At 44.7% G+C, this 21923-nt stretch carries 19 protein-coding genes; 10 read left to right on the top strand and 9 right to left on the bottom strand.

Going from position 1 to position 21923, the window contains the following annotated elements:
• Positions 1–183 precede the first annotated feature (183 nt).
• Entirely contained in the window at positions 184–1074 is an 891-nt protein-coding gene (locus OH459_RS06885) for a LysR family transcriptional regulator (protein WP_005452341.1), read from the top strand.
• Between the two features lie 191 nt (positions 1075–1265).
• Here OH459_RS06885 and OH459_RS06880 read toward each other — a convergent pair whose 3' ends face one another.
• The 6 genes from OH459_RS06880 to OH459_RS06855 form a co-directional block, all read right to left on the bottom strand.
• Positions 1266–2315, bottom strand: coding sequence for an alpha/beta hydrolase (locus OH459_RS06880; protein WP_005452346.1), 1050 nt, complete (start codon positions 2313–2315; stop codon positions 1266–1268).
• Positions 2316–2971: 656 nt separating this feature from the next.
• Positions 2972–4015 carry a GMP reductase gene (locus tag OH459_RS06875; protein ID WP_005452348.1) on the bottom strand — a complete coding sequence of 348 codons (1044 nt, stop codon included), beginning with the start codon at positions 4013–4015 and terminating at the stop codon, positions 2972–2974.
• A gap of 462 nt (positions 4016–4477) precedes the next feature.
• Positions 4478–6013: an NAD(P)H-hydrate dehydratase gene (locus OH459_RS06870; RefSeq protein WP_269986122.1), complete on the bottom strand. Its 1536-nt coding sequence runs from the start codon at positions 6011–6013 to the stop codon at positions 4478–4480.
• A gap of 90 nt (positions 6014–6103) precedes the next feature.
• Entirely contained in the window at positions 6104–6544 is a 441-nt protein-coding gene (locus OH459_RS06865) for a PAS domain-containing protein (RefSeq protein WP_005452351.1), read from the bottom strand.
• On the bottom strand, positions 6544–7548 hold the full coding sequence (locus tag OH459_RS06860) for a response regulator (protein WP_009697299.1): 1005 nt from the start codon (positions 7546–7548) through the stop codon (positions 6544–6546). Before OH459_RS06860 ends, OH459_RS06865 begins: the two co-directional genes overlap by 1 nt.
• Positions 7549–7909: 361 nt before the next feature.
• A complete protein-coding gene (locus OH459_RS06855; protein WP_005452353.1) occupies positions 7910–8818 on the bottom strand; it encodes an aldo/keto reductase in 909 nt (302 codons plus the stop codon).
• A 96-nt stretch (positions 8819–8914) separates the two neighbouring features.
• Here OH459_RS06855 and OH459_RS06850 point away from each other — a divergent pair, with 96 nt between their 5' ends.
• On the top strand, positions 8915–9334 hold the full coding sequence (locus OH459_RS06850) for a helix-turn-helix transcriptional regulator (protein ID WP_009697298.1): 420 nt from the start codon (positions 8915–8917) through the stop codon (positions 9332–9334).
• Positions 9335–9345: 11 nt separating this feature from the next.
• Here the strand turns inward: OH459_RS06850 and OH459_RS06845 are convergent, their stop codons facing one another.
• Positions 9346–9906 carry a hypothetical protein gene (locus OH459_RS06845; protein ID WP_269986120.1) on the bottom strand — a complete coding sequence of 187 codons (561 nt, stop codon included), beginning with the start codon at positions 9904–9906 and terminating at the stop codon, positions 9346–9348.
• Between the two features lie 657 nt (positions 9907–10563).
• On the opposite strand from OH459_RS06845, the gene clcA reads away from it, so the two are divergent.
• Entirely contained in the window at positions 10564–11970 is a 1407-nt protein-coding gene (gene clcA, locus OH459_RS06840) for a H(+)/Cl(-) exchange transporter ClcA (protein WP_009697296.1), read from the top strand.
• Positions 11971–12230: 260 nt separating this feature from the next.
• Positions 12231–13178 (top strand): TDT family transporter, encoded by a 948-nt coding sequence (locus OH459_RS06835; protein ID WP_009697295.1) that lies wholly within the window; start codon positions 12231–12233, stop codon positions 13176–13178.
• A gap of 49 nt (positions 13179–13227) precedes the next feature.
• On the opposite strand, the gene OH459_RS06830 is transcribed toward OH459_RS06835, so the two are convergent.
• Complete coding sequence (locus OH459_RS06830; protein WP_269986119.1) at positions 13228–14469, bottom strand: NRAMP family divalent metal transporter; 1242 nt, start codon at positions 14467–14469, stop codon at positions 13228–13230.
• Positions 14470–14744: 275 nt separating this feature from the next.
• Entirely contained in the window at positions 14745–15398 is a 654-nt protein-coding gene (folE, locus tag OH459_RS06825) for a GTP cyclohydrolase I FolE (RefSeq protein ID WP_017190748.1), read from the bottom strand.
• Positions 15399–15878: 480 nt separating this feature from the next.
• Here folE and moeA point away from each other — a divergent pair, with 480 nt between their 5' ends.
• The 6 genes from moeA (at position 15879) to OH459_RS06795 (ending at position 21919) form a co-directional block, all read left to right on the top strand.
• Complete coding sequence (moeA, locus tag OH459_RS06820; RefSeq protein ID WP_074051352.1) at positions 15879–17114, top strand: molybdopterin molybdotransferase MoeA; 1236 nt, start codon at positions 15879–15881, stop codon at positions 17112–17114.
• A gap of 9 nt (positions 17115–17123) precedes the next feature.
• The gene (gene moeB, locus OH459_RS06815; protein WP_029788554.1) at positions 17124–17873 is read left to right on the top strand and encodes a molybdopterin-synthase adenylyltransferase MoeB; all 750 of its coding nucleotides are present in this window, start codon (positions 17124–17126) and stop codon (positions 17871–17873) included.
• Between the two features lie 173 nt (positions 17874–18046).
• Complete coding sequence (locus OH459_RS06810) at positions 18047–20152, top strand: LruC domain-containing protein (protein ID WP_269986115.1); 2106 nt, start codon at positions 18047–18049, stop codon at positions 20150–20152.
• Positions 20153–20164: 12 nt separating this feature from the next.
• Positions 20165–20611 carry a hypothetical protein gene (locus OH459_RS06805; protein WP_009697292.1) on the top strand — a complete coding sequence of 149 codons (447 nt, stop codon included), beginning with the start codon at positions 20165–20167 and terminating at the stop codon, positions 20609–20611.
• A 123-nt stretch (positions 20612–20734) separates the two neighbouring features.
• A complete protein-coding gene (locus OH459_RS06800; RefSeq protein ID WP_017818646.1) occupies positions 20735–21034 on the top strand; it encodes a hypothetical protein in 300 nt (99 codons plus the stop codon).
• Positions 21035–21088: 54 nt separating this feature from the next.
• Positions 21089–21919, top strand: coding sequence for a sulfurtransferase (locus tag OH459_RS06795; RefSeq protein ID WP_009697290.1), 831 nt, complete (start codon positions 21089–21091; stop codon positions 21917–21919).
• Positions 21920–21923 lie beyond the last annotated feature (4 nt).

Below are 21923 nucleotides of genomic sequence, written 5' to 3'. Positions count from 1 at the left end.
AGATAAATGTGATGATTGTTTATGCAATGTAGGAATATACTTACGTTGAATTTAGCACCAATAATTAATTTTGCTTTATAAAACGAGTTGAAATACGAGTTTCATCACGCTATTGTGTTGCAAATATACAAATTACAAATCAAAAACCTATAATTTGCTTGCTTTTAAAAGGTTGGTCGAATCATGAAACTACAATTCGAAAATATTGTTTCGTTCGTAGCTGTAGTTGAGGAAGGTTCATTTAGCTCCGCTGCTCGTAAGCTTGGAAAATCCCAATCTACTGTTAGCACTGCTGTTCAGAATCTTGAGTCAGACTTAGGCTTCAATTTATTTAATAGGCAAAATTCAAAAGTCTGGTTGACTGAGAAAGGGAAGCGTCTATTTCATTTATCCGCACCCGTTGTATCAAGGTACCGAGAATTGATTACAACAGCGATACAAATGAATATTTCAGAACAAATTGTTTACCGTGTCGGGATCGATCCATTGGTATTCAATAAAGATGTAAAAAAAACACTGTTGGATTTCTCGGAAGCCTTTCCAAATGTCGATTTGGTAGTAGTCACCAAGCCAAGCTTTATTTTGGGAAATTACATCAACGAGGGAAAAATAGATCTTGCCTTGGGGAACCCATACCACAAAACAAACAACGACTTTAACATTGACGAATTGTTTCACGTTAACTGTTGGTGGGTTGCACATGAAGATTTAGCCTCAGTGACCAGTAACCCTTCTCAGCGTGTTCTTCTTATGGATGGATGCGAAGAGTTGCTCAACTTATCGAACATTGCCTCATATAACTTGTGGAGATTGGACGATTTAGGCACGATTCTCGATTTATGCAAAGCTCAAAGAGGCATGGCATTTTTACCAGAATTTCTTATTGAGAAGAACATGAAAGAGAATAAGCTAAAGATCATTACCGACCATCCCGACTTTTTTGGCAAGAGAGTTGTCGCCTCCCTTTTCTGGCCGGTGCATTCTGACTTTGGTTTGTTTAACCAATGGATCAAAGGTGAACTGCAGACTTGCGTAAGCAAAAAACAGACTTTTATTGCTGACTTAGCGCAGTAGTAAAAGCGACCTCATTGTACAAGCTGCTGTTCTAAAAACAGGATAAAAAAAGAGCCGCTCATCGCGGCTCTTAGTCTTTTTAATCTCTTAAAAACAAAGAGTTAATTTTTACTAAAGACTGTCTTCTCTTATTCGTTGATGATCATCTACAAAAGTGATGTCCACTCGCCTCTATAAAAGCATCAAGTAAGTTATAGCAACGTTGTTGAGAAGAACTTATCAAGCTTAATGACAGCTTGATCAACATACTTGGTTTGATCATATAAGTCGAAATGTTGCGCACCTTCAATCTTAAACAATTCAGCGTCAATACCAGCATCTTTGCCACGTTTTACTGCAACTTCGCTGAAGTATGCTGATAGCGCCTCTGTACCAACAATGGCTAAGAAAGGTGTATCTCCCAGTAATGCCATATTTTCTGATGGATTATAGGCATAGCGCGTATCTAGTGACATTGCAGCGCGCATAGGTGAGTAGTTTTCCGCACCACCGCCACGTGCAGGGTTACGATAGTAATCTGCAGCACGCACCCAAAACTCATTCATCGATTTGGCTTTTTCTGCCGATGGGATTCCATCAACAAGCACAACCTCGCCGGTTTCGTAATACTTCTGGCGCGCATCACTAGCCATTTGAATTTGTTGGCGATATTGTTCAACAGGATCACCGGTAAGTTGGTCCATATATTGTGTTGCACCACCCATGCCGTAGTCAGTAAAGTCAACAAAACCGCTAACTGTCGCGACTGAATCTAAGCGGGTATCCTGCATCGCAACTTGCAAGCTGTAACCAGCACCTGAACAGATCCCCAGTTCACCGATACGCTGAGAGTCAACACCTGGGAAATGACTCAAAAATGTAATGGCATTTTTGATATCTTCAACTTTCATTGGCGCATTTTCCATACCACGTGGATAGCCGCCACTTTCACCATAAGTACGATGGTCAAAAGCTAAGGTAATGTAACCTTTCTTTGCCATTTTTTCGGCATAAATACCTGCCGTTTGCTCTTTCACACCGCTAGCTGGCGTAATGACCACTAATGCTGGATAGTTTTTGCTCTTATCATAATTTGGCGGTAGAAACACATTGCCAGCAATACGAACATTTTCGCTAAGGAAAGCAACTTTATTCTTACCATCATGATAGTCAGCCCCTAAGAAGGTTTCTGCTGCTACAGATGTTGTACCTAAAACAGCACTAGCAACTAATGAAAGGGCAATTAACTTTGTAGTTTTCATATCTTACTCCATTGATTTCTGAGGTTTACAACGTTCCCCGTTGCAACAGAGGTATGTTATGAAAAAGCACTGATGTTGATATATAGCAATTAAATCAAATCACTGTTGCTATGCAACAACAATATAAAGATATATACAGAAGTAGTCACCATAAGACCCTAAGTAAGGTGTGACTTGATAAGTTAGAGAGATAACTTAAAGCATGGCGAGAAAGTTTGGTTAGGTGCTAACCGCCGCCCTCACCCCTCATCTTAATGAAGTCAATAAATGCGTCGAGGTGCAACAGCGAGCAAACTATAAGTTTCACCACTAACCAAATTTTGATGAAAAGAACTCAATTAAAATAGTCAGTTAACTCGGAAGAGAATACGATGCCATCGAGCTGGTTTTGTTCGCATAAAGACTTGAGATGATCGGTACAGTATAAATTTGCCACACCTTCCAATCTCGTGGGGTTACCAACTTTGACCACTTCCCCCCCGAAAACGTGTCGTTATGCTCTTCTCTAGTCTCTTTATCAACATCAACTTGGACAGCATGATCTTCAAACCACCAGTTCTGTTACTTCTTTGTTTAACAACACAATTTACGCAAAAAAAAGAGCCGCTGTTAGCTAGCGGCTCTTAACTATTAGAAATTTCCGATATTCAGTCGACTTATTCTTTACCGAATACGTTGTTTTCTTGCTCTTGCACGCGGATGAACGTAGTTCGCTTGGTTAGCTCTTTAAGCTTTGCTGCACCTACGTAAGTACATGTTGAGCGAACACCACCAAGGATGTCTTGGATAGTGCCGTGAACACTGCCACGGTATGGCAATAATACGGTTTTACCTTCAGCTGCACGGTAACCAGCAACACCACCAGAGTGCTTGTCCATCGCGCTCTTAGAAGACATACCGTAGAACTTCATGAACTTCTCGCCGTCTTTCTCAATGACTTCGCCGCCTGACTCTTCGTGGCCAGCAAGCATACCACCTAGCATGACAAAATCAGCACCGCCACCGAATGCCTTCGCTACATCACCCGCACATGAACAGCCACCATCACCGATGATCATACCGCCAAGACCGTGAGCTGCGTCGCCACATTCGATGATTGCAGAAAGTTGTGGGTAACCAACACCGGTTTTGACGCGAGTTGTACATACAGAACCAGGACCGATACCTACTTTCACGATGTCTGCACCAGCAAGAATCAACTCTTCACACATGTCACCAGTTACGACGTTACCAGCAGAAATAACCTTGTCTGGGAATTCAGCACGAACACGTTGTACGTACTCCACCAAATGCTCTGAGTAGCCGTTCGCGATGTCGATACAGATGAAGATGAACTCATCAGAAATCGCCATGATGTCTTTAGTTTTTTGGAAGTCTGCATCAGACGTGCCCGTTGACACCATCACGTTGTTTAGCGTTGTTTTGTCTGCTGTTTTCGCAAACTCTGCCCAGTCTTCAACTGTGTAGTGTTTGTGAACAGCGGTCATTACACCATGCTCTGCTAGCGCTTTAGCCATTGCAAAGCTACCAACCGAATCCATGTTAGCCGCAATTACTGGTACGCCAGACCATTGACGACCACTATGCTTGAATGTAAAATCGCGGGTTAAATTTACTTGAGAACGGCTCTTAAGGGTAGAACGTTTCGGGCGAAACAGTACATCTTTAAAACCTAACTTAAGTTCTTGTTCGATACGCATTGTGTAATTCCTTGATTCATAAGTATATGTGTCATCTCAGAGTGCGTAGTGGAATCGTTGGCAGACGAGTTCACTGTTCTTCGGACACAAAAAAACCGGAGCGTTGGCAGACGCTCCGGTTTTCAGCATTATAGGCTGTGATTTATTTCCTACAAGTCTGATATTTGAATTTTTTTTGTGATACCATCTTGGAAATCGCATATCAAAAACACCTCCCCTCTTCCCAAAATCGCAACTTAATTAACAATATCAAACAGTTAAAACGCTCGATTATTTTATCCTTTGCGCAAACCTTTGCGTCATTTTCATCGTAGGTTACCGTTTAACTTCTCATAAACGCTCAAAATAACGCCAAACGAACCCAGTTATTGCGACTCTTCAAAAAATATTTCTTCAAATTTTTCATGCCCAACATCACTTTTTTGCCTCTTCTTGAAAGCGAATGAGCTAAAAAAGCTCTGTTCAGTTCTTTGGTGTGTTGATGGCACATCGAAGAGATTCGATAACGTCACTCGCCAACAAGCCAACTTCACCACTTTGCTGGACATTAATATCGGCTGCATGACTATGAAGTATCACGCCTAAACGAGCCGCCACAGCAATAGGAAGTCCTTTTGCAAGTAACGCAGCAATCACACCAGACAAGACGTCTCCCATTCCCCCACTCGCCATCCCAGGGTTACCCGCGAGACAAACATACATTCTGACACCGTCATAGATAAGAGTGCCCGCGCCTTTGAGTACAACAACCCCACCGTAGCGTTCATGAAGCTGCCTCGCCGCTGCAAAACGATCCTGCTCTACCTCTTTTGTTGAAACATGGAGCAAGCGTGCAGCTTCTCCGGGGTGCGGTGTCATAACGCGTTGCTCGTCTCGTAAAAACACGACATCATTTCTCTGATTGAGCATAGCAAGGATGTTTAGTCCGTCAGCGTCCACCACTTTGAGTTTGTTTTTCTGAGATAAGAATTGATATGCCTGATGTGCCCATTCATCTTGCCCAAAACCAGGACCAAAGACGAGAACATCAGCCCAACGACTACGCTTAACCAGCTCGTTATCGGTGTCTTTGAGCTCATCAAGTGTAATGCCTCGACTCATTATTTCTGGAGCTCCCACTTGTAACGGTAGTAGCGAGCTTGGATAGGTAATCGCTGCAGTTAAACCCGCCCCTGTTCTCGCTGCGGCAGAAGCACATAATCGAATCGCGCCTGCCATACCTTGATTACCTCCTACACAGAGGAGTTTCCCGTTATCGCCTTTATGGACAGTGGCTTTCCTTTCCGGTAGCAGTCTACCGATAATCTGATGATCAATACCTAACGCGCTTTCTTCTTCAATCGACTCGAACTCGACGTTCACACCTAAGCCGGAAAAATGTAGGTCTCCAACGTAATCTCTTGCTTGCCCCGTGCACAAACCTTGCTTTACACCAATAAATGTCACGGTATGGTCTGCACGAATAGCCTCTCCCAAAACGGCGCCAGTATCAGCACTTAGACCCGATGGCACATCAATAGCGATTACAGGACAATGGACTTGATTGATTTGCTCTATATAGCGACGAGAGTCGGCTCTGACTTCTCCCACTAACCCTGTCCCTAACATGCCATCGATAATCACATCAGCTTCTAACAATGCAGTGTGCCAATCATCCCAAGCACTGCTCTCTCCATCGCTAGCTTGCCAATCTTCGAACGCTCTCAGAGCATCACCTTTCAAGGTTAAAGGGTCACCCAACTGAAACACGCGTACATTCAGCTGTGCCTGCTTTGCTAGAGTGGCAAACACATAACCATCACCACCATTATTGCCTTTACCGCACACCACCAACACATTTCGTGCTCTGGGATAAAGATGAAGAAAACGCTCATACACAGCCATTCCAGCGCGTTGCATAAGGCTATACATTGATACCCCCGCCAATTGAGCTGCCATTACTTCTCCATTTCTGACTTGTTCAGCGGTGTAGAGCTTGAGAGCGAGATTAAAGTCCATATGATTATTCTGCGCATTTGAAGACACGATTTAAGTATACAAAAAAGCCGAGGCGAACCTCGGCTTTTAATATCGTTATTTAATCAACCTTTAGTTGTGTTGCTGAGACATCAACGCTTCAGCCGTCGCATCTTGAATAGACAAGAACAAGGAATTGATTTTTCCTGTAGGTGTACGCATTGGGTTCAGCGTTACGTTCTGGTACATAAACTCAGCTTGTTGTGTCACAGGACGCACGTTACGGCAGCGGAACAAATACGGACGCTGACGCCAAGTAATAAAACTTCGGCAACCCAAATCATAAACCGGCTTGGTTTTTAGCTTGAACCACTCTTGTGGGATCTCTGGGAAAATATCAAAAATGGAGCGACCAATTGCCTCGTGAGATTGCAAGCCACTGTGGTGGGTCATAAACCCATTCCATACTTGTACGTTGTAATCTTTATCGATCACAACCAAACCCATGTCGACATTCTGAACCATGTCGACCATCCAATGGAATTGTTCAAATTCTGCAGGTAGATTCAGCATTAGAAGTCCTCCATTAGGTATGACAATTTGTTGTCTAGCAAAGGCAGCGACTCGTCAACGAACATAAACAGAAGATCACAACGAATTGATGTACCTTCAATGTTGTAGCTCACTTCAAATGTCATGGTTCGACTAAATGCCCCCGTGGTTGATTCAATAATTGAATCGATGGAGATGTGCTGCCCGAGCAATACAGGAGAACTCTGGAAGAATCGCACCTCAGATTGCTCACCTAAACCATTCAAGAATGCGCCTACCAAGATATTAGAGATATCCATCAGCAGTTCGAGCTCTTCTAACTCTTCGCTGTCTGCTGGCACCTTCATTAGCTTCTTCAAGTCAGAGACACTTGAGTCACTTAGGATAACCAGTGCTTCGCCCGCAATGCCTTCTCCACAAAACCCCTGACAAACACCTGAGACGTTGTCATGAGATGCTAAATCTCTCAATGCCATATGAAGCTCACTGACTTCGAAGATATTTACGTTTGGAAGTGGAAGTTGAACAAAAACATCAAAGTGACGCGCCAAGGCATCTGCCGCTCGACCAATCGACACGTTAGCCACTTCCATGTAAATATCACGACGACGCAGAATAGGCAGCTCAATCGTTGTAGGAGTGATGACCTGTGGACGATCATTAGGCTCAATCAGCTCTTTTAACGTCGCTTTAAGCTCGTCTTTACCAATTGGCTTTTGAATAAACGCTTTCGCACCGAGTGCAAATACACGCTCTTTTGCTTTGGGTTGAATATCACCAGACACAACCACAACTGGGGTTTGAATGCCTAAGCGTTTCATGTTTTCCAATGTTTCAAAACCATCCATCTCTGGCATGGTCAAATCAAGAAACATCAGTTTAAATTCTTTCTGCGCTAGTTCTTCTAGCGCGTTTTTACCATGAATGGCAAATGTCACGTCTGCATTTAATGTTGCCGGCAGTGATCTTGCCATCTGTTTGCGTGCTAACGCAGAGTCATCACAGATGAGTACAGGAAAAGACATTCTACCACCTTTATATATTCAACAATCTGCGCAGGAGTCTAACAGATTGTTGCAGCACAAAGTACGAGAAAACTGACGAGGAGTTTTTATTATTTCTTGTTTACCGGACTAGCATACGCAATATGAATAGATGAGTGAACCAGTGAACCAATAAAAAACGCAATTCCCTATACATTTAGTGATGTTGCGCAAGTGTGATTAAAACTTCGACAAAGCCTGATACGCAAAGGGTTGCTCTTAGCAATTAGAATGAAAAAGATAATCTAGAAAGCAAAAAGGCACCCTATATATCCTTTAACCTCGAAATGCGTGGTTACTTGGATATCAAGAGTGCCTAAGAAGATAAAACTTTTCGGTCTTTCTATGGCACACCGTGACCTTTTGAAGCGACCCAAACTCGGTACCACTGCTCACGCGTCAACTCAATATTCAGTGCATTAACCGCCGAGTGAACTCGCTCAATCTTACCCGAACCAATAATAGGCATTGGCTTCGATGGTAAACGACGAACCCAAGCGTAAATCACTTCATCAATACTGTTCGCACCGACTTCTTCACGAATCATTTCTAACTCGTTGCGAACACGAACCGCTTGCTCCGTATCACCCGTAAAGATTGAACCACCACCTAGACACGACCATGCCATCGGGCGCACTCGTAAAGTTTGCATCTGGTCTAACGTACCATCGTGTGCAACTTCAAAGTTAAGGGGGTTGATTTCCACTTGGTTAGTCACAAGTGGCTTGCTTAAGCGCGATTGCAAAAGTTCAAATTGACGAGGTGTGAAGTTAGAAACACCAAAGTGCTTCACCTTACCGACTTTATGAAGCTCCGAAAACGCTTCTGCCACTTCATCTGCATCCATCAAAACGTCAGGACGATGAATCAAGAGCACGTCAATCTCATCAACATTTAAACGCTCAAGTGAGTTGTTGACGGATTGGTAGATATGCGCCGCGCTAGTATCATAATGATTGATCTTACGCTCAGGTGTTTTATCACCACACAAGTTAATGTCGCATTTGGTCACGATCTGGATTTGCTCACGAACACTTTTATCCAACGCCAATGCTTCACCAAACAGCGCTTCACATTCGTAGTTACCGTAGATGTCAGCATGGTCGACAGTCGTAATACCTAACTCAATATGTTGCTTTAGGAATGACAAACGTTCTTGCGCTGTCATGCCCCAATCTACTGCACGCCAATATCCTTGAACCAGCTCAGAAAACTCTGGACCGTTTGGTGCAGTCACTACTTTTGCAACCATGGGTTTCTCTCCTTTTCTTAATCTGCTTTCATCCTAGTCTTGTTTTACCGTTCGCTCAACGGGTAAACTTTCGCAATTCGAACTGGAGTACGAAATATGTCTTTTGCCCAACGACTCGCCACCCTTATAGGCGAAGAAAGCGTCAGCGGCTTCGCTCGACGCGTCGATGTATCTGAAGCTTTGATCAGGAAATATCTCAAAGGAAGTGAGCCAAGTTTAACCAAAGCGAACCAAATAGCGATGCGAGCAAACTGCTCACTAGAATGGCTAGCGACGGGTTGTGGTTACTTATATCGCCAAGCCGAAGTAGTGGATATGGAGGCTTACAAACTCGCCTATCAACATGTCATGAATGGTGTAATTTCTGGGGAAGAAGAAGCGCAGCACCGCAAATTGGTTGCGGGTTATCAGTATCTACGCGCGCATAAAAAGTCGGATGGGTTTTTGGATGAATCTGCGATGGCGACATTTTTGGCTCTCCATCACGAAAACAAAACTGAGGCTTCAGACATCTAAAGCATAACACTTTAGAAACGAATCACCTTTAGTTCAATCATCTCGCCATCGCTGTTTAACATGACGTTTAATCTTGGCGTTGGCGTGCCAAACTCTTGTGCTAACACCCAATCGATACTACGTGGCGCTTGCTGTGGATAGCGATTAATAAAGACGATCAGATCTTTATCTACCTCTTCAGGCGTGGCGTGCCTCATCGCTTCAGAAATATCATATTGTTGCCCTTCAATCTCCACCTTCTGCATCACCAGCCCATCTTTCCTCAAATTTAAAATCAGTTCGCTCAAACTCTGGGGTTGGTACTCGGTAAGAAAAGACAAATAGACCTCACGATCTTCTATTGTTGACTCTCCGTAGAGATGCTGATGGTAGTAGTGAAAATCATCCAAACAAAACGCTTCGGTACTATCTTGTGTCTCACATCGATACCAAGCTCCACCTGTCGTTATCGCTTGTTGAATTTGTTCAACAGGAGCACTCGATAATATCGCCTGCCACCATAGTTCTTGAGCCGATGTAGTTTGAGAAAATAACCCTGAGAAGATGAGCAAACAAAGAAAAAAGCGCGACATGGTATTACTTGACGATTAAATTTGATGTTATCGAAAACGCTATCTTTGCCCCTATACCTAAGATAAGCAAGTACTCAGCTCGAATTTCAGACACAAAAAAGCGGACCTTCTAGCCCGCATCAATCTTTGTATAAAGCCTAAACCGCGTAATCCATCACGCCGAGAACCATTACGAGAAAACAGAATGCCATACCAAGCTGGAATTATCAACACTTCGTACGGTTATTTAAAATAAGTAACGGGGAAGATAATAGGCATTAAAAAGGCGCACCTATGCGTGCGCCTCTGCCTCGTGACTCAATCGTGAGTATGCGAATCGGGAAGTCTATTGATGCATCCCGAACAAATAACGAGGAATTTCTGTAGGGTTTGAATCCATCCAAATTGTGTGTAAAACCTCACATCCCTCCTTCTGAAGCAGTCATGTTGCTTTACACTTAAAGCATGGTTCATTTTGCTCAGAAAACAAGTTTTACCGATAAAAAAATAGTGCCATATATGAGATCAATAGCACAAAGTTTATCAATATTTAGACAATCGACACTTGAACCGCTCAATAGTGGAAAGCTAAATTGCATCTTTATTGATTAGGTCTAGACTCTCCTGAGCGTATAATTTCTTCCGTCCCTTCCAATCTGTAGTCAGGAGAATCTGTTAATGACCAAACGCGAGAGAATTGTGAAATCTGTGTTAGCGCACGTACCTAAAGATGCGATTAACCAGTTTGTCTCTCGAGGGTCAACGCCAACTTCATTTTCCGTCCTCTTTATGGCGGCCATCGTTGGTACGCTAGCAGGTCTTGTCGGCACTTACTTTGAGATTGCTGTTCACTTTGTTTCTGAAACCCGTACTGAGTGGTTAAAAAGCGAAATCGGTAGCGTGCTGCCTTTGTGGCTGGCCGCAATCTTAATCAGTGGTGCATTAGCATTCATTGGTTACTACCTTGTGCACCGTTTCGCACCAGAAGCCTCTGGCTCCGGCATTCCTGAGATAGAAGGTGCAATGGACAATATTCGCCCGGTACGTTGGTGGCGTGTCATCCCGGTGAAGTTCTTTGGCGGTATGGGAGCACTTGGCTCAGGTATGGTTTTAGGTCGTGAAGGTCCAACTGTACAAATGGGTGGCGCGGTTGGTCGCATGGTTACCGATATCTTTCGTATTAAAGACGATGATACTCGCCACTCTCTATTAGCATCCGGTGCTGCCGGTGGTTTAGCCGCGGCGTTTAATGCACCGTTAGCAGGCATCATGTTTGTTGTTGAGGAAATGCGTCCTCAATTTCGCTACTCTTTAATTTCTATTCGAGCAGTGATCATTTCGGCGATCATGGCAAACATTGTGTTTCGCGCGATTAACGGTCAAGAAGCGGTAATCACCATGCCGCAATACCAATCACCGGAATTACAATCATTATGGTTGTTCTTGCTACTCGGTTCTTTGTTTGGCGTATTTGGTGTGATTTTCAATAAGCTAATCACCATCGCGCAAGACAGCTTTGTTGCCCTACATAAAAACGACCGTAAACGTTACTTGATCACAGGTACTATTTTGGGCGGTGTGTTTGGCTTGCTACTGCTTTATGTTCCTCAGCTAACCGGTGGCGGTATTGGCTTGATTCCAGACATTACCAACGGCAACTACTCAATTTCTATTTTAGTTATGCTGTTCGTTGGTCGTGTGATCACTACCCTACTTTGTTTTGGTTCTGGTGCACCTGGTGGTATCTTCGCTCCAATGCTGGCTTTGGGCACATTGTTTGGCTATGCATTTGGAGCAAGTGCAGACATGCTGTTACCTTCATTGACTATCGAACCAGGTGTCTTCGCAATTGCTGGCATGGGGGCTCTATTTGCCGCAACAGTACGTGCGCCAATCACAGGTATCTTACTGGTTATCGAGATGACCAATAACTACTACCTGATCCTACCACTTATTATTACCAGCTTAGGCGCAGTAATAGTGGCGCAATTACTTGGTGGACAACCAATTTACAGCCAGTTGTTACATCGTACGCTTAAGAATGACAAGCTACGTCAACAAGATCTGCCTGAAAACCAAGCTTAACCTAATATGCCCAAGGGACTTCAACGTACTTGGGTATACCGGCTCCAAATTATCTTTCGCCATTAAGATTCTTTTGGAGCCAGTAATTCTACTTTTTTGCAAGTCTCTACATAAATCTCCTACCAAACTCACAAAATTCCCATTCTCTGGAATTTACCTATCATAATGAAAGGTAAGAAGACGTTAAACTTGTTAGTATTTGCGCCTCAAATTAGAGCAATTAACCCATTTCTGGAGTCGTTTTGAACTGGAAAAGACTTGTGCAGTTTTATAGTGTTCCTCCGTCACAAGCGGCGTTAGCACTAGGCATGATAGGGCTTGGACAAGCTTGGGCTTTGTACATTCCACAGATTGGAGAACCAATAAGACCATTCCTTGCTGCACTCGGAGCTCTTCTTCTTACCCCGGTTCTACTTAAATACGCCACCAGCCCTCGACTGTTTATGGCGGACATCAAGCACCCACTGAGCGGTAGTTTAATGGCGCCAATGAGCATGGCGTTACTCATGCTGTGTGACTATCTTGCCGTGGTAACGCCAATCATTGCCTACCCGCTGTGGTTTATGGCGGTGTTACTGCATTTCACGATGATGGTGCTGTTCTTTGGTTTTCAAATCATGAACTTCAAGATGTCGAACATAGTGCCAAGCTGGTTTCTTTACCCTGTGGGCTTGATCAGCTCTTCTCTTGCTGGCTCTCAGTTTGGACACAACGTGTTTTCTGAAACTTTGGCGATGATGTGTATCGGCATTTACTTCTTCATGTTGCCTTTGGTGTTGTATCGCTTGGTATTCTTTGGCTCTCTGCCGCGTCGAGCACGACCAACACTCGCGATCATGGCTGCGCCTGTGAATCTTTCTCTGGCTGCGTACCTAGTCAACTTTGCGCAACCAGATCCGATCCTGACGGGCGCACTGGCAGGCATCGCCATTACGATGACCTTGTTAATTTATCTGTGTTATTTCCGTTTGATGCGTTTGAAATTTCAACCATCTATCGCAGCGGTCACCTTTCCTTCCGTGATCAGTGCGATTGCAATGCATCGTCTCACCACATTCTTCGCGGAATCTCACCCGCATTGGCATTGGTTACACGATTTTGGATTTCTAGAACTAAGCATCGCAACCGTGCTCGTGGTTTGGGTGTCTGCTGGTTATGTCAAAATGTACTGGCCAGAGCTTGTTAGGACACCATCGAAACAAACATAAAAAACGGCCTCATTGTGAGGCCGTTTTCTTTTGTCTTCAACGAGCAACGTTACCCGATGAACTTCGACACAAAATTGCTGATGTTGGTCATACTTGATGCCGCCATTACCACCACAATCGCAATACCCGTAAAGGTTAAATAGACCGGATGCTTGTAGTCACCCACAATATCTTTTCTGCGTGTCGCTACCAACATCATGCCTAGTACAATTGGCAAAATAATGCTGTTAACCAAACCTGCAAGCATAAGAAGTAGAATCGGCATGTTCATGGTCACTGTGCCAAGTGATGTGATAATGATAAAGCCAACGCACCACACTTTCTCGTTACGAGCCACGATTGGGAATAGAGTTTTGATCAGGGAGATGGCCATGTACGAGTTCCCCACAACCGAGGTAATCGACGCGACAAATAATACCAAGCCAAAAATGAAGTAACCCACTTCACCAGCACCTTGACGGAAGGCATCAGCAGCTGGGTTTGCAGAATCCAACGTTGCGCCTGTCGCAATCACACCAAATACGGCTAAGAACAGCAGAATACGAATCACCACTGCAATAGAAATGCCCGCCCAAGCCGCGGTTTTTATCGCCGGAACCTTGTCTTTTCCTTGTAAGCCGATATCAACCAAGCGTTGTGCGCCCGTATAGTAACCACCGACGGCACCACCCACAATGGTCAGTGTTGGGAGCAGTAAGCTACCAATATCTGTCGGCATCACCGCTGCGCTCAAGGTTTCACCCATTGGTGGCAAACTGGTCATTGCAACGTAAGCAATCAGAATGATCATAAACAGACCAAGATAGCGCGCCATCTGATCCATACGTTTAGATGCATTGTGCACCACAAACAGCAGGCATCCCACAACCCCGGTAAACAAAGCCCCCCAGGTAGTATCAACCCCTGTTAGCACATTGATGCCAAGTGCAGCTCCACTCACGTTGCCAAAGTTGAACGCTACCGCACCAAGAGCAAGGAGAATACCCACCACGTAGCCCATGCCCGGAGCTACTTTATTGGCAATGTCTTGAATACGCATGCCAGATACACCCACAATGCGCCATAAGTTCATCACGATACCGAAAGTAATGAACATGGATGCAAAGACTGGAAACGCCATGTCGATTTTGTAGATATTGGTGAAGACTGCTGTCTGAGTTAAAAAGCCAGGACCAACAGAAGTAGTCGCCATTAAGAACGCGACACTAAGAATAGCTTTCTTTTGCCAGCTAATTTCCGAGGCTTGTGCAGAAGTCGGAATAGAAGAGTGAACGGTAGTTTGTGTGGTCATGCCAAGTCTCAATATTGTTGCCTTTCTATTATTAGAAAAAAGAAAGACAACTGACCGAGATCAGCTGAACTTGAAGAATCAGATAAGCAAATCAAATAAGAGAGAAAACCCTCGCAACCGTTTGCTGGGCGCGGATATTAAGGGCAACTCAAATAACTGTCAACACGAAGTTCGATAAATGATTTTTGTCGTCTCAAATCCATCTTATCTATGACTTTCAGATAGATAAAAAAAAGGATGGCATTTACCATCCTCTTAGAAACTTGCTTGATTACTTAGCGTAAACCGTGGAGAAACTCGGCACGTGTCGCTGGGTTGCTTTTGAAAATACCACCCAATGCTGTCGTCGTTGTTTCGCTGGTTGCATCCATAACACCACGAGATTTCACGCAGTAGTGCGTTGCATCAATAGTCACCGCCACATCATCTGAACCTAGCAACGTTTGAAGTGCTACAAGAATTTGCTGTGTCATACGCTCTTGAACTTGAGGGCGCTGTGCAAAGAAGCGGACAATACGGTTGATCTTAGACAGACCAATGATTTTGCCACGTGGGATGTAAGCAACGGCAGCTTTGCCATCGATCGTAACAAGGTGGTGCTCACAAGTACTGGTCACTGTGATGTCTTTCACGCGAACCATCTCACTTACATTCATCTTGTTTTCAATCACAGTGATTTTCGGGAAATTGGCGTAATCTAGACCGGAGAAGATTTCGTCCACGTACATCTTAGCGATACGATGCGGCGTTTCCTCTAGACTATCGTCAGTAAGGTCAAGTTGAAGCAAACTTAAGATCTCACGCATGTGGTGTTCGATCTTCTCTTTCTTCTCTTCACGGCTTACGTTGTTTGGGCGCATTGGCGTTTCCAAACCACGTTGCTCTAGCGCTTCTTTTACTAACTTCGCTGACTCGCTAAGACCTGACATTCCACTTCCTCTTTTGTTACTTCAGCCGATTGTACAAATCCAACCAAAATTGCATTCATACTTTTCGCTTTGAGTTGCTCAGTTCGTGTCTTTACACCAAGTCACATCAAATGAAGGTACTGAGCTGATTTTCTTGAGCTCCGCAGGTTTTTTACCCCTTTCGGATGGCTGACAAGGATACTCGGATTTTTGAATAATTACACCCATATTTTATAGGTGGACATTCTTAGGGTCTGTTGATCTTTCGAGCTGATTTTTGCAGCGAATTGTTGGGCATTTATACTAGGCAGAGACTTTGATGTGTAGTTAGTCTTCATGAGAAGTCGATAACGAAGTAGAAATGACCAACAAACGCTGCCCAAAGGGTTCGTCTAGGCGCCCCATCCGAACAAAATTTAACCATGAAAGATTAACAGACCCTACTCAGTCCCCTTTTTATGGTAAAGTTGCCACAAAACAAAAGAACACAGGATTTTCTCAATGGGCTGCTGCGACGCACCTGGCTTGATGCCAATTGAAGAAGCGATGGATAAAATGCTATCGCGAATCAAACCTATCCAAACCACTCTTTCTCTTCCACTTGCTGATGCTCTTGGCTTTGTACTGGCAGAAGACATCTTGTCTCCTATCCATGTGCCACCATTCGATAACTCAGCAATGGACGGTTACGCAATTCGCATTCAAGATCTTGAGTCGTCTTCGGTACTGCCTTTGGCGGGCAAATCATTCGCAGGGCAACCTTTTGAAGGTGAATGGCCTCAAGGTACCTGTGTTCGCATTATGACTGGCGCAAAAATCCCTGAGGGTTGTGACGCCGTTATCATGCAAGAGAACACCGAAGTAACGGATGCAGGTGTTCAGTTCAACCAAACGGACGTGAAGCCACAAAACAACATCCGCCCAACAGGTGACGACATCAAGCAAGGCGACATTGTACTTGCGCAAGGTGCTCGTTTAACGCCGCGTGATATTCCAATGATTGCGTCTCTTGGCGTCAGCCATGTGACCGTCGTTCGTAAACCAAAAGTGGCATTTTTCTCTACTGGTGATGAGCTAAAACCACTGGGTGAATCGCTAGAAGAAGGTCAAATCTACGACAGCAACCGTTACGGCATCAAACCGTTGATTGAAAACTTTGGTTGTGAAGCCGTCGATTTAGGCATCATCCCCGACTGCCCAGAAACACTCAAAGCGACCTTTGAAAAAGCACAAACGTTGGCTGATGTCGTTGTTACCTCTGGTGGCGTCAGCGTTGGCGAAGCGGATTACACAAAAGACATTCTTGAAGAACTTGGTGAGATCGGTTTCTGGAAGCTGGCAATCAAGCCAGGTAAGCCTTTCGCTTTTGGTAAGCTAAGTACTGCTTGGTTCTGTGGTCTGCCGGGCAACCCTGTTTCTGCGGTGCTAACCATGTACGTGCTTGTTCAACCGATGTTGGCAAAACTCGCAGGACATACAGAGTGGAAGGCTCCGGAGTCTATTCCAGCGACAACCAAAACAGCATTTAAGAAAGCACCGGGGCGTACCGATTACCAACGTGGCATCTATACCTTAGAAGATGGCAAGTTTGTGGTTGAAACAACAGGTAACCAAAGCTCTGGTGCATTCCGATCAATGAGCCTAGCGAACTGTTTTGTTGTATTGGAGCGTGAACGCGGCCGCGTCGAAATAGGCGAAACGGTTCAGATTCAACTATTCAACTCAACCCTTTACTAGGAAGTCGTTGTGGATATTCTTTCCGATCAGGAAATGTTGCGTTACAACCGCCAAATCATTCTTCGTCAATTTGACTTTGATGGGCAAGAAGCACTTAAGCAAGCATCGGTATTGATGCTTGGTGCTGGCGGTTTAGGCTGCGCCTCAAGCCAATACTTAGCGACTGCCGGTGTAGGTAAAATCACATTGATTGATGATGATATCGTTGAGCTATCTAACCTACAGCGTCAAGTGCTGCACCACGATGCGGATATTGGTCGTAAGAAGGTCGAGTCAGCGGCTGAGGCACTAAGGGAGCTAAACCCACATATTGCCGTGGACACCATTGCAAAACGCCTTGGTGATACTGAGCTCAAAGAACTCATCGAACAACACACTATCGTTGTAGATGCATCAGATAACGTAGATACACGCAACCAACTCAACCGCTTGTGTTTTGAAACAAAAACACCATTGGTTTCGGGTGCCGCTATTCGCATGGAAGGGCAAGTAAGCGTGTTCACTTACGATGATCCTACTCAACCATGTTACCAGTGCTTAAGCGCCCTCTTTGGCAATGGCGCGTTAAGCTGTGTTGAAGCCGGTGTAATGGCACCTGTCGTCGGTATTGTCGGTGCAGTCCAAGCAATGGAAGCCATCAAGGTGATTGCTAACTACGGGCAGCCAAAGAAAGGAAAAATTCTTATTTTGGATGCGCTAAGCATGTCTTGGCGAGAAATGAATCTGATGAAAATGCCAACCTGTCCGGTTTGTAGTTAGCTCTCTACTCAATCATTCCCAAAAAGCCCAACTCAATGTTGGGCTTTTTTTCATTTTGACAATCAGAATTAAAACCTGCCTATCTAATAATCATAATCATTTAAAAATCATAATCTTAAAATATGGCACATTCCTTTCATTGCATATATCACGAACCAATGAGAGGGCGAATTATGAAAAGGACATCACTGTTACTTGGGACTTTAATGGCAAGTGCGTATGCTCAAGCCACGCCGTTCGACACCTGCCCAAGCAAAGCATACCTATTTCAATCAACCCCAGTTCAAATCTATGGCGTCAATTTGGTTACAGGTTCTACTACTCTTTTAGAGGACGACACGGGTTTAGCTTCGGGTATTAACGGCGTGGGCTTTGACTTCACTGACCGTTACATTTATGGCTACGACACTACGAACAAAAAGATAGTTCGATTAGGGAAAGACTTTCAAGCAGAAACACTGAACGTTTCCGGTCTACCTACCGATCACACCTTCTTTGTGGGTGACGTCTACAATCACATTTACTATTTGTACCGTAAAGGGAAAGGTCTATTCTCCATTGACCTCTCCCCACTAGACTCGGATCCAAACGCAACATTAAACATCGTAAAGATTAGCTCGACGGCGACTGTCAACCTTACCGACTTTGCGTTCCATCCCGGTGACGGTTCTCTTTATGGTATCGACAACAACTCTGGTGTCCTATACCAGTTCAATCCATCAAATGGCAATGCAACTGCAATCGGTGATACTGGCGAGACAGGCACATTCGGCGCTGGTTATTTCGATGTAAACGGCAACTATTATGTATCACGTAACCAAGACGGTAAGATCTATCGTATCAACTTGTCTTCAGAAAACGCAGCTAACATTTCAGCAGGGATTGTTCCGGCAGTTGAGTTTGTCTCAAACGGACCAAGCTCAAGTCAGAATGATGGTGCACGTTGTGCAAATGCACCTGTTATTGATGAAGACGATCCTATCGATTTTGGTGATGCACCCGATAGTTACAGTACAACTCTAGCTTCTAACGGACCTCGTCACGAAGTCGACGACGTAACTTGGCTCGGTTCTGTCGCCCCAGATGGTGACGCTGACGGTCAAGCAAATGATAACTCCGTGGGCACAGCAGATGAGGATGGTGTTGGTTTTGTATCCGCGCTTGATCCAGGCTTAAGCTCCATTGTGAATGTCACCGCCTCCACTTCTGGTTATCTGTCTGCGTGGTTTGACTGGAACCGCGATGGTGACTTTGATGATGAAGGCGAACAGGTCTTTACCGATGAACTGCTTTCAGCCGGAAATAATCCACTGCCATTCGTTGTTTCTACTGCGGCAACAGAAGGTTCGAGTTGGAGTCGATTCCGCTTCAGCCAACAAACTGGGTTGAATTACGACGGTGGTTCGACATCTGGTGAGGTCGAAGATTACCCTATTGCGATCACGGGAAATGGGTATTCTGTTGAATACTTCCCAAGTGCAGAAAGCTTCGCCACCGTTGCTTATGAAGATAACTGGCCCTACACAGCAGACTACGACATGAATGACGTTGTCGTGACCTTCCAAATCACGGAAACCAGCTTAGATGGTCATGTAGAGAACATCCAAATCACTGGTGACTTGGCTGCGTACGGTGCAGACTACAAAAATGGGTTCGCCATCCGCTTACCGGGCATCTCGAGAAGCGCGATTGAAAATGGTCTCACAACACTCTCTTTTAATGGCATTGAGCAGGCGTCCAACGGGCTAGAAAGCATTTCTGACGAAGCAATATTCATCATTAGTGAAGACTTGAGCCAACATGCCTCGAGCGGTTGTAACTTCTTTAGAACAGAAGCTGGGTGCGACGACAGCGTGTCTCTCACCTTTACTCTAAACGTCTACTTTACTGAAGGCTCTGACCGTTCATCCATACAAGCGATGCCTTACGACCCGTTCATCTTCGCGACTCCAGGAACTTACCATGGTGACGGCATTACTTTCCAACCAGGACGTAAGTGGGAAGTTCACTTAGCCGACCAAGCGCCAACAGAGCAATTTGATGACCAAAACCTCTTCGGTGTTGGTGTGGACGCAAGTAACCCTTCACAAGGTGTGTACTTTAAAACTGCCAACAACCTACCTTGGGCACTATTAATCGTTGAGGATTGGGATTGGCCACTCGAACGTATCGATATGGTTGAGGCTTATCCTCAGTTCAAAACATGGGCTGAATCTGCTGGCGAGTTAGGTACAGATTGGCATACCGCTCCAACACCAAACAAGTGCTACATTCCATAGGGAGAGAACATTATGAGAACTTTAATTACAATCATCATGGGATTAGCTTTAACAGCATGTGGCGGCGGCGGGGGTGGTGGAGGCGGTACGAGTGCGCCCCCTCCACCGACACAGACTGCAGTGCCAGATGAAGATCCTACAATGCAAGATCTTGAAGTGCCCGATGGCTTTAACTACGACCCTGTAGTACAAGGCTCATTAAATGTGGATATCAGCGGTTTCTCTTCACAGCGTGCACACCTAAGCGTTTACAAAGATTTCAAAGAGAGTGGTTCTGGGAAATATGACGCAAAATACCCGAGCAAAGTGGTCTCTGTACCTCTGAATAACGGAACCGCAAACTTTGACTTCAACGTCTCAGACAGCCAAGGGAATCTTCTAGTAGAAATCTGGTTTTATGATGGCTCGGACCCAATACAGAAAGTGATTTCTTCAGGTGATAGCAATTGGATTCTTTAGCCAAAACAAGCTGAAAACGTGAAGATAGAAAACAACTCACACTTAAAAATCGCATCGTTCTTTTGAACATGCGATTTTTTTGTTGTAAAACAGTAAGATTATTAATGCGGCGGGAAAAATACGTTGGACAACCCCAAAACCTACATCTTGGCTTTTGTTAGTGCCATTGCTCTGTTGTGTTTGGCTCTATGGCTAACGTCCTCAGAAGAAAAACAGTTAATTACAGCGGAAGTAATATCGAACACCTTAACGCAATCACTGGACGGTCAAAGACGTTACTTAACAGTAGAATCTGACGTTTTGGGGCTCAAACGAGTCGCAGTACCCACAAATGTTCAGTGTTCAGAAGGTGCTATTGTCACATTTAGCCAAGCGACTGATTCTCTCTTCGAGCAACCGCTCACGTTTATAAACTGCGAATGAGCTTAAGCTGTTCACGCCAAAACATTCCATACTACTGTGAGGAAACTAAAGACGATGCAAGCACTGATCACAACAGATGAACTCAAAGAGCTCATCAGCCAACCCAATGTCAAACTCCTAGACGCCAGCATTGCTTTTCAGATCCCATCAGAAGGCAAAAAGATCAAAGATAAATGGATACCTAACACTTTGCGCTTTGACTACGACAACGACTTTTGCCTACCTAACTCCAACCTGCCTCACATGATGCCAACAGAGCAAGGCTTTAATAGCAGTGCTCAACAACTTGGGTTAAATAACGAAGATGTGGTTGTGGTGTATGACAATTCCGGCACTCTTGCCGCACCAAGAGCTTGGTGGATGTTCAGAGCGATGGGGCATCACAACGTATGCATTCTAAATGGGGGGCTTCCGGCTTGGGTTGAAGCAGGACTACCCATTGTCGATACCTTGTCTCAACCAACAGAGATTGGCAACTTCACAGGTAAACTAAACCCAGATGCATTCTTAAGCGCGCATACCGTGTTAACCCATTCTAATAACTGCAGTGCAAATATTGTCGATGCTAGAGCTAAAGCCCGCTTCCTAGGTGAAGTTCCTGAACCAAGAGAAGGGTTACGCAGTGGACACATTCCTAATTCAGTTTGCTTGCCGTTTCAAGAACTCTTAACGGACGGTCACATTAAGCCAAATTCCGAGTTGCAACAGATATTTAGCCGATTAACATTAGACAGTGATAGTTCAATCATTTTTAGCTGTGGTTCCGGTGTGACCGCGTGCATTTTGTTGCTCGCTGCCTATCAAATTGGTCTGCAGAATTTATCAGTCTATGACGGCTCTTGGACTGAGTGGGGTGCCGATGAAACCCTACCAATCGAGCATTAATATC

Source organism: Vibrio sp. MM46 (assembly GCF_027587135.1).
Lineage (GTDB): Bacteria > Pseudomonadota > Gammaproteobacteria > Enterobacterales > Vibrionaceae > Vibrio > Vibrio harveyi.
This window is presented reverse-complemented; position numbering and strand designations above follow the sequence as displayed.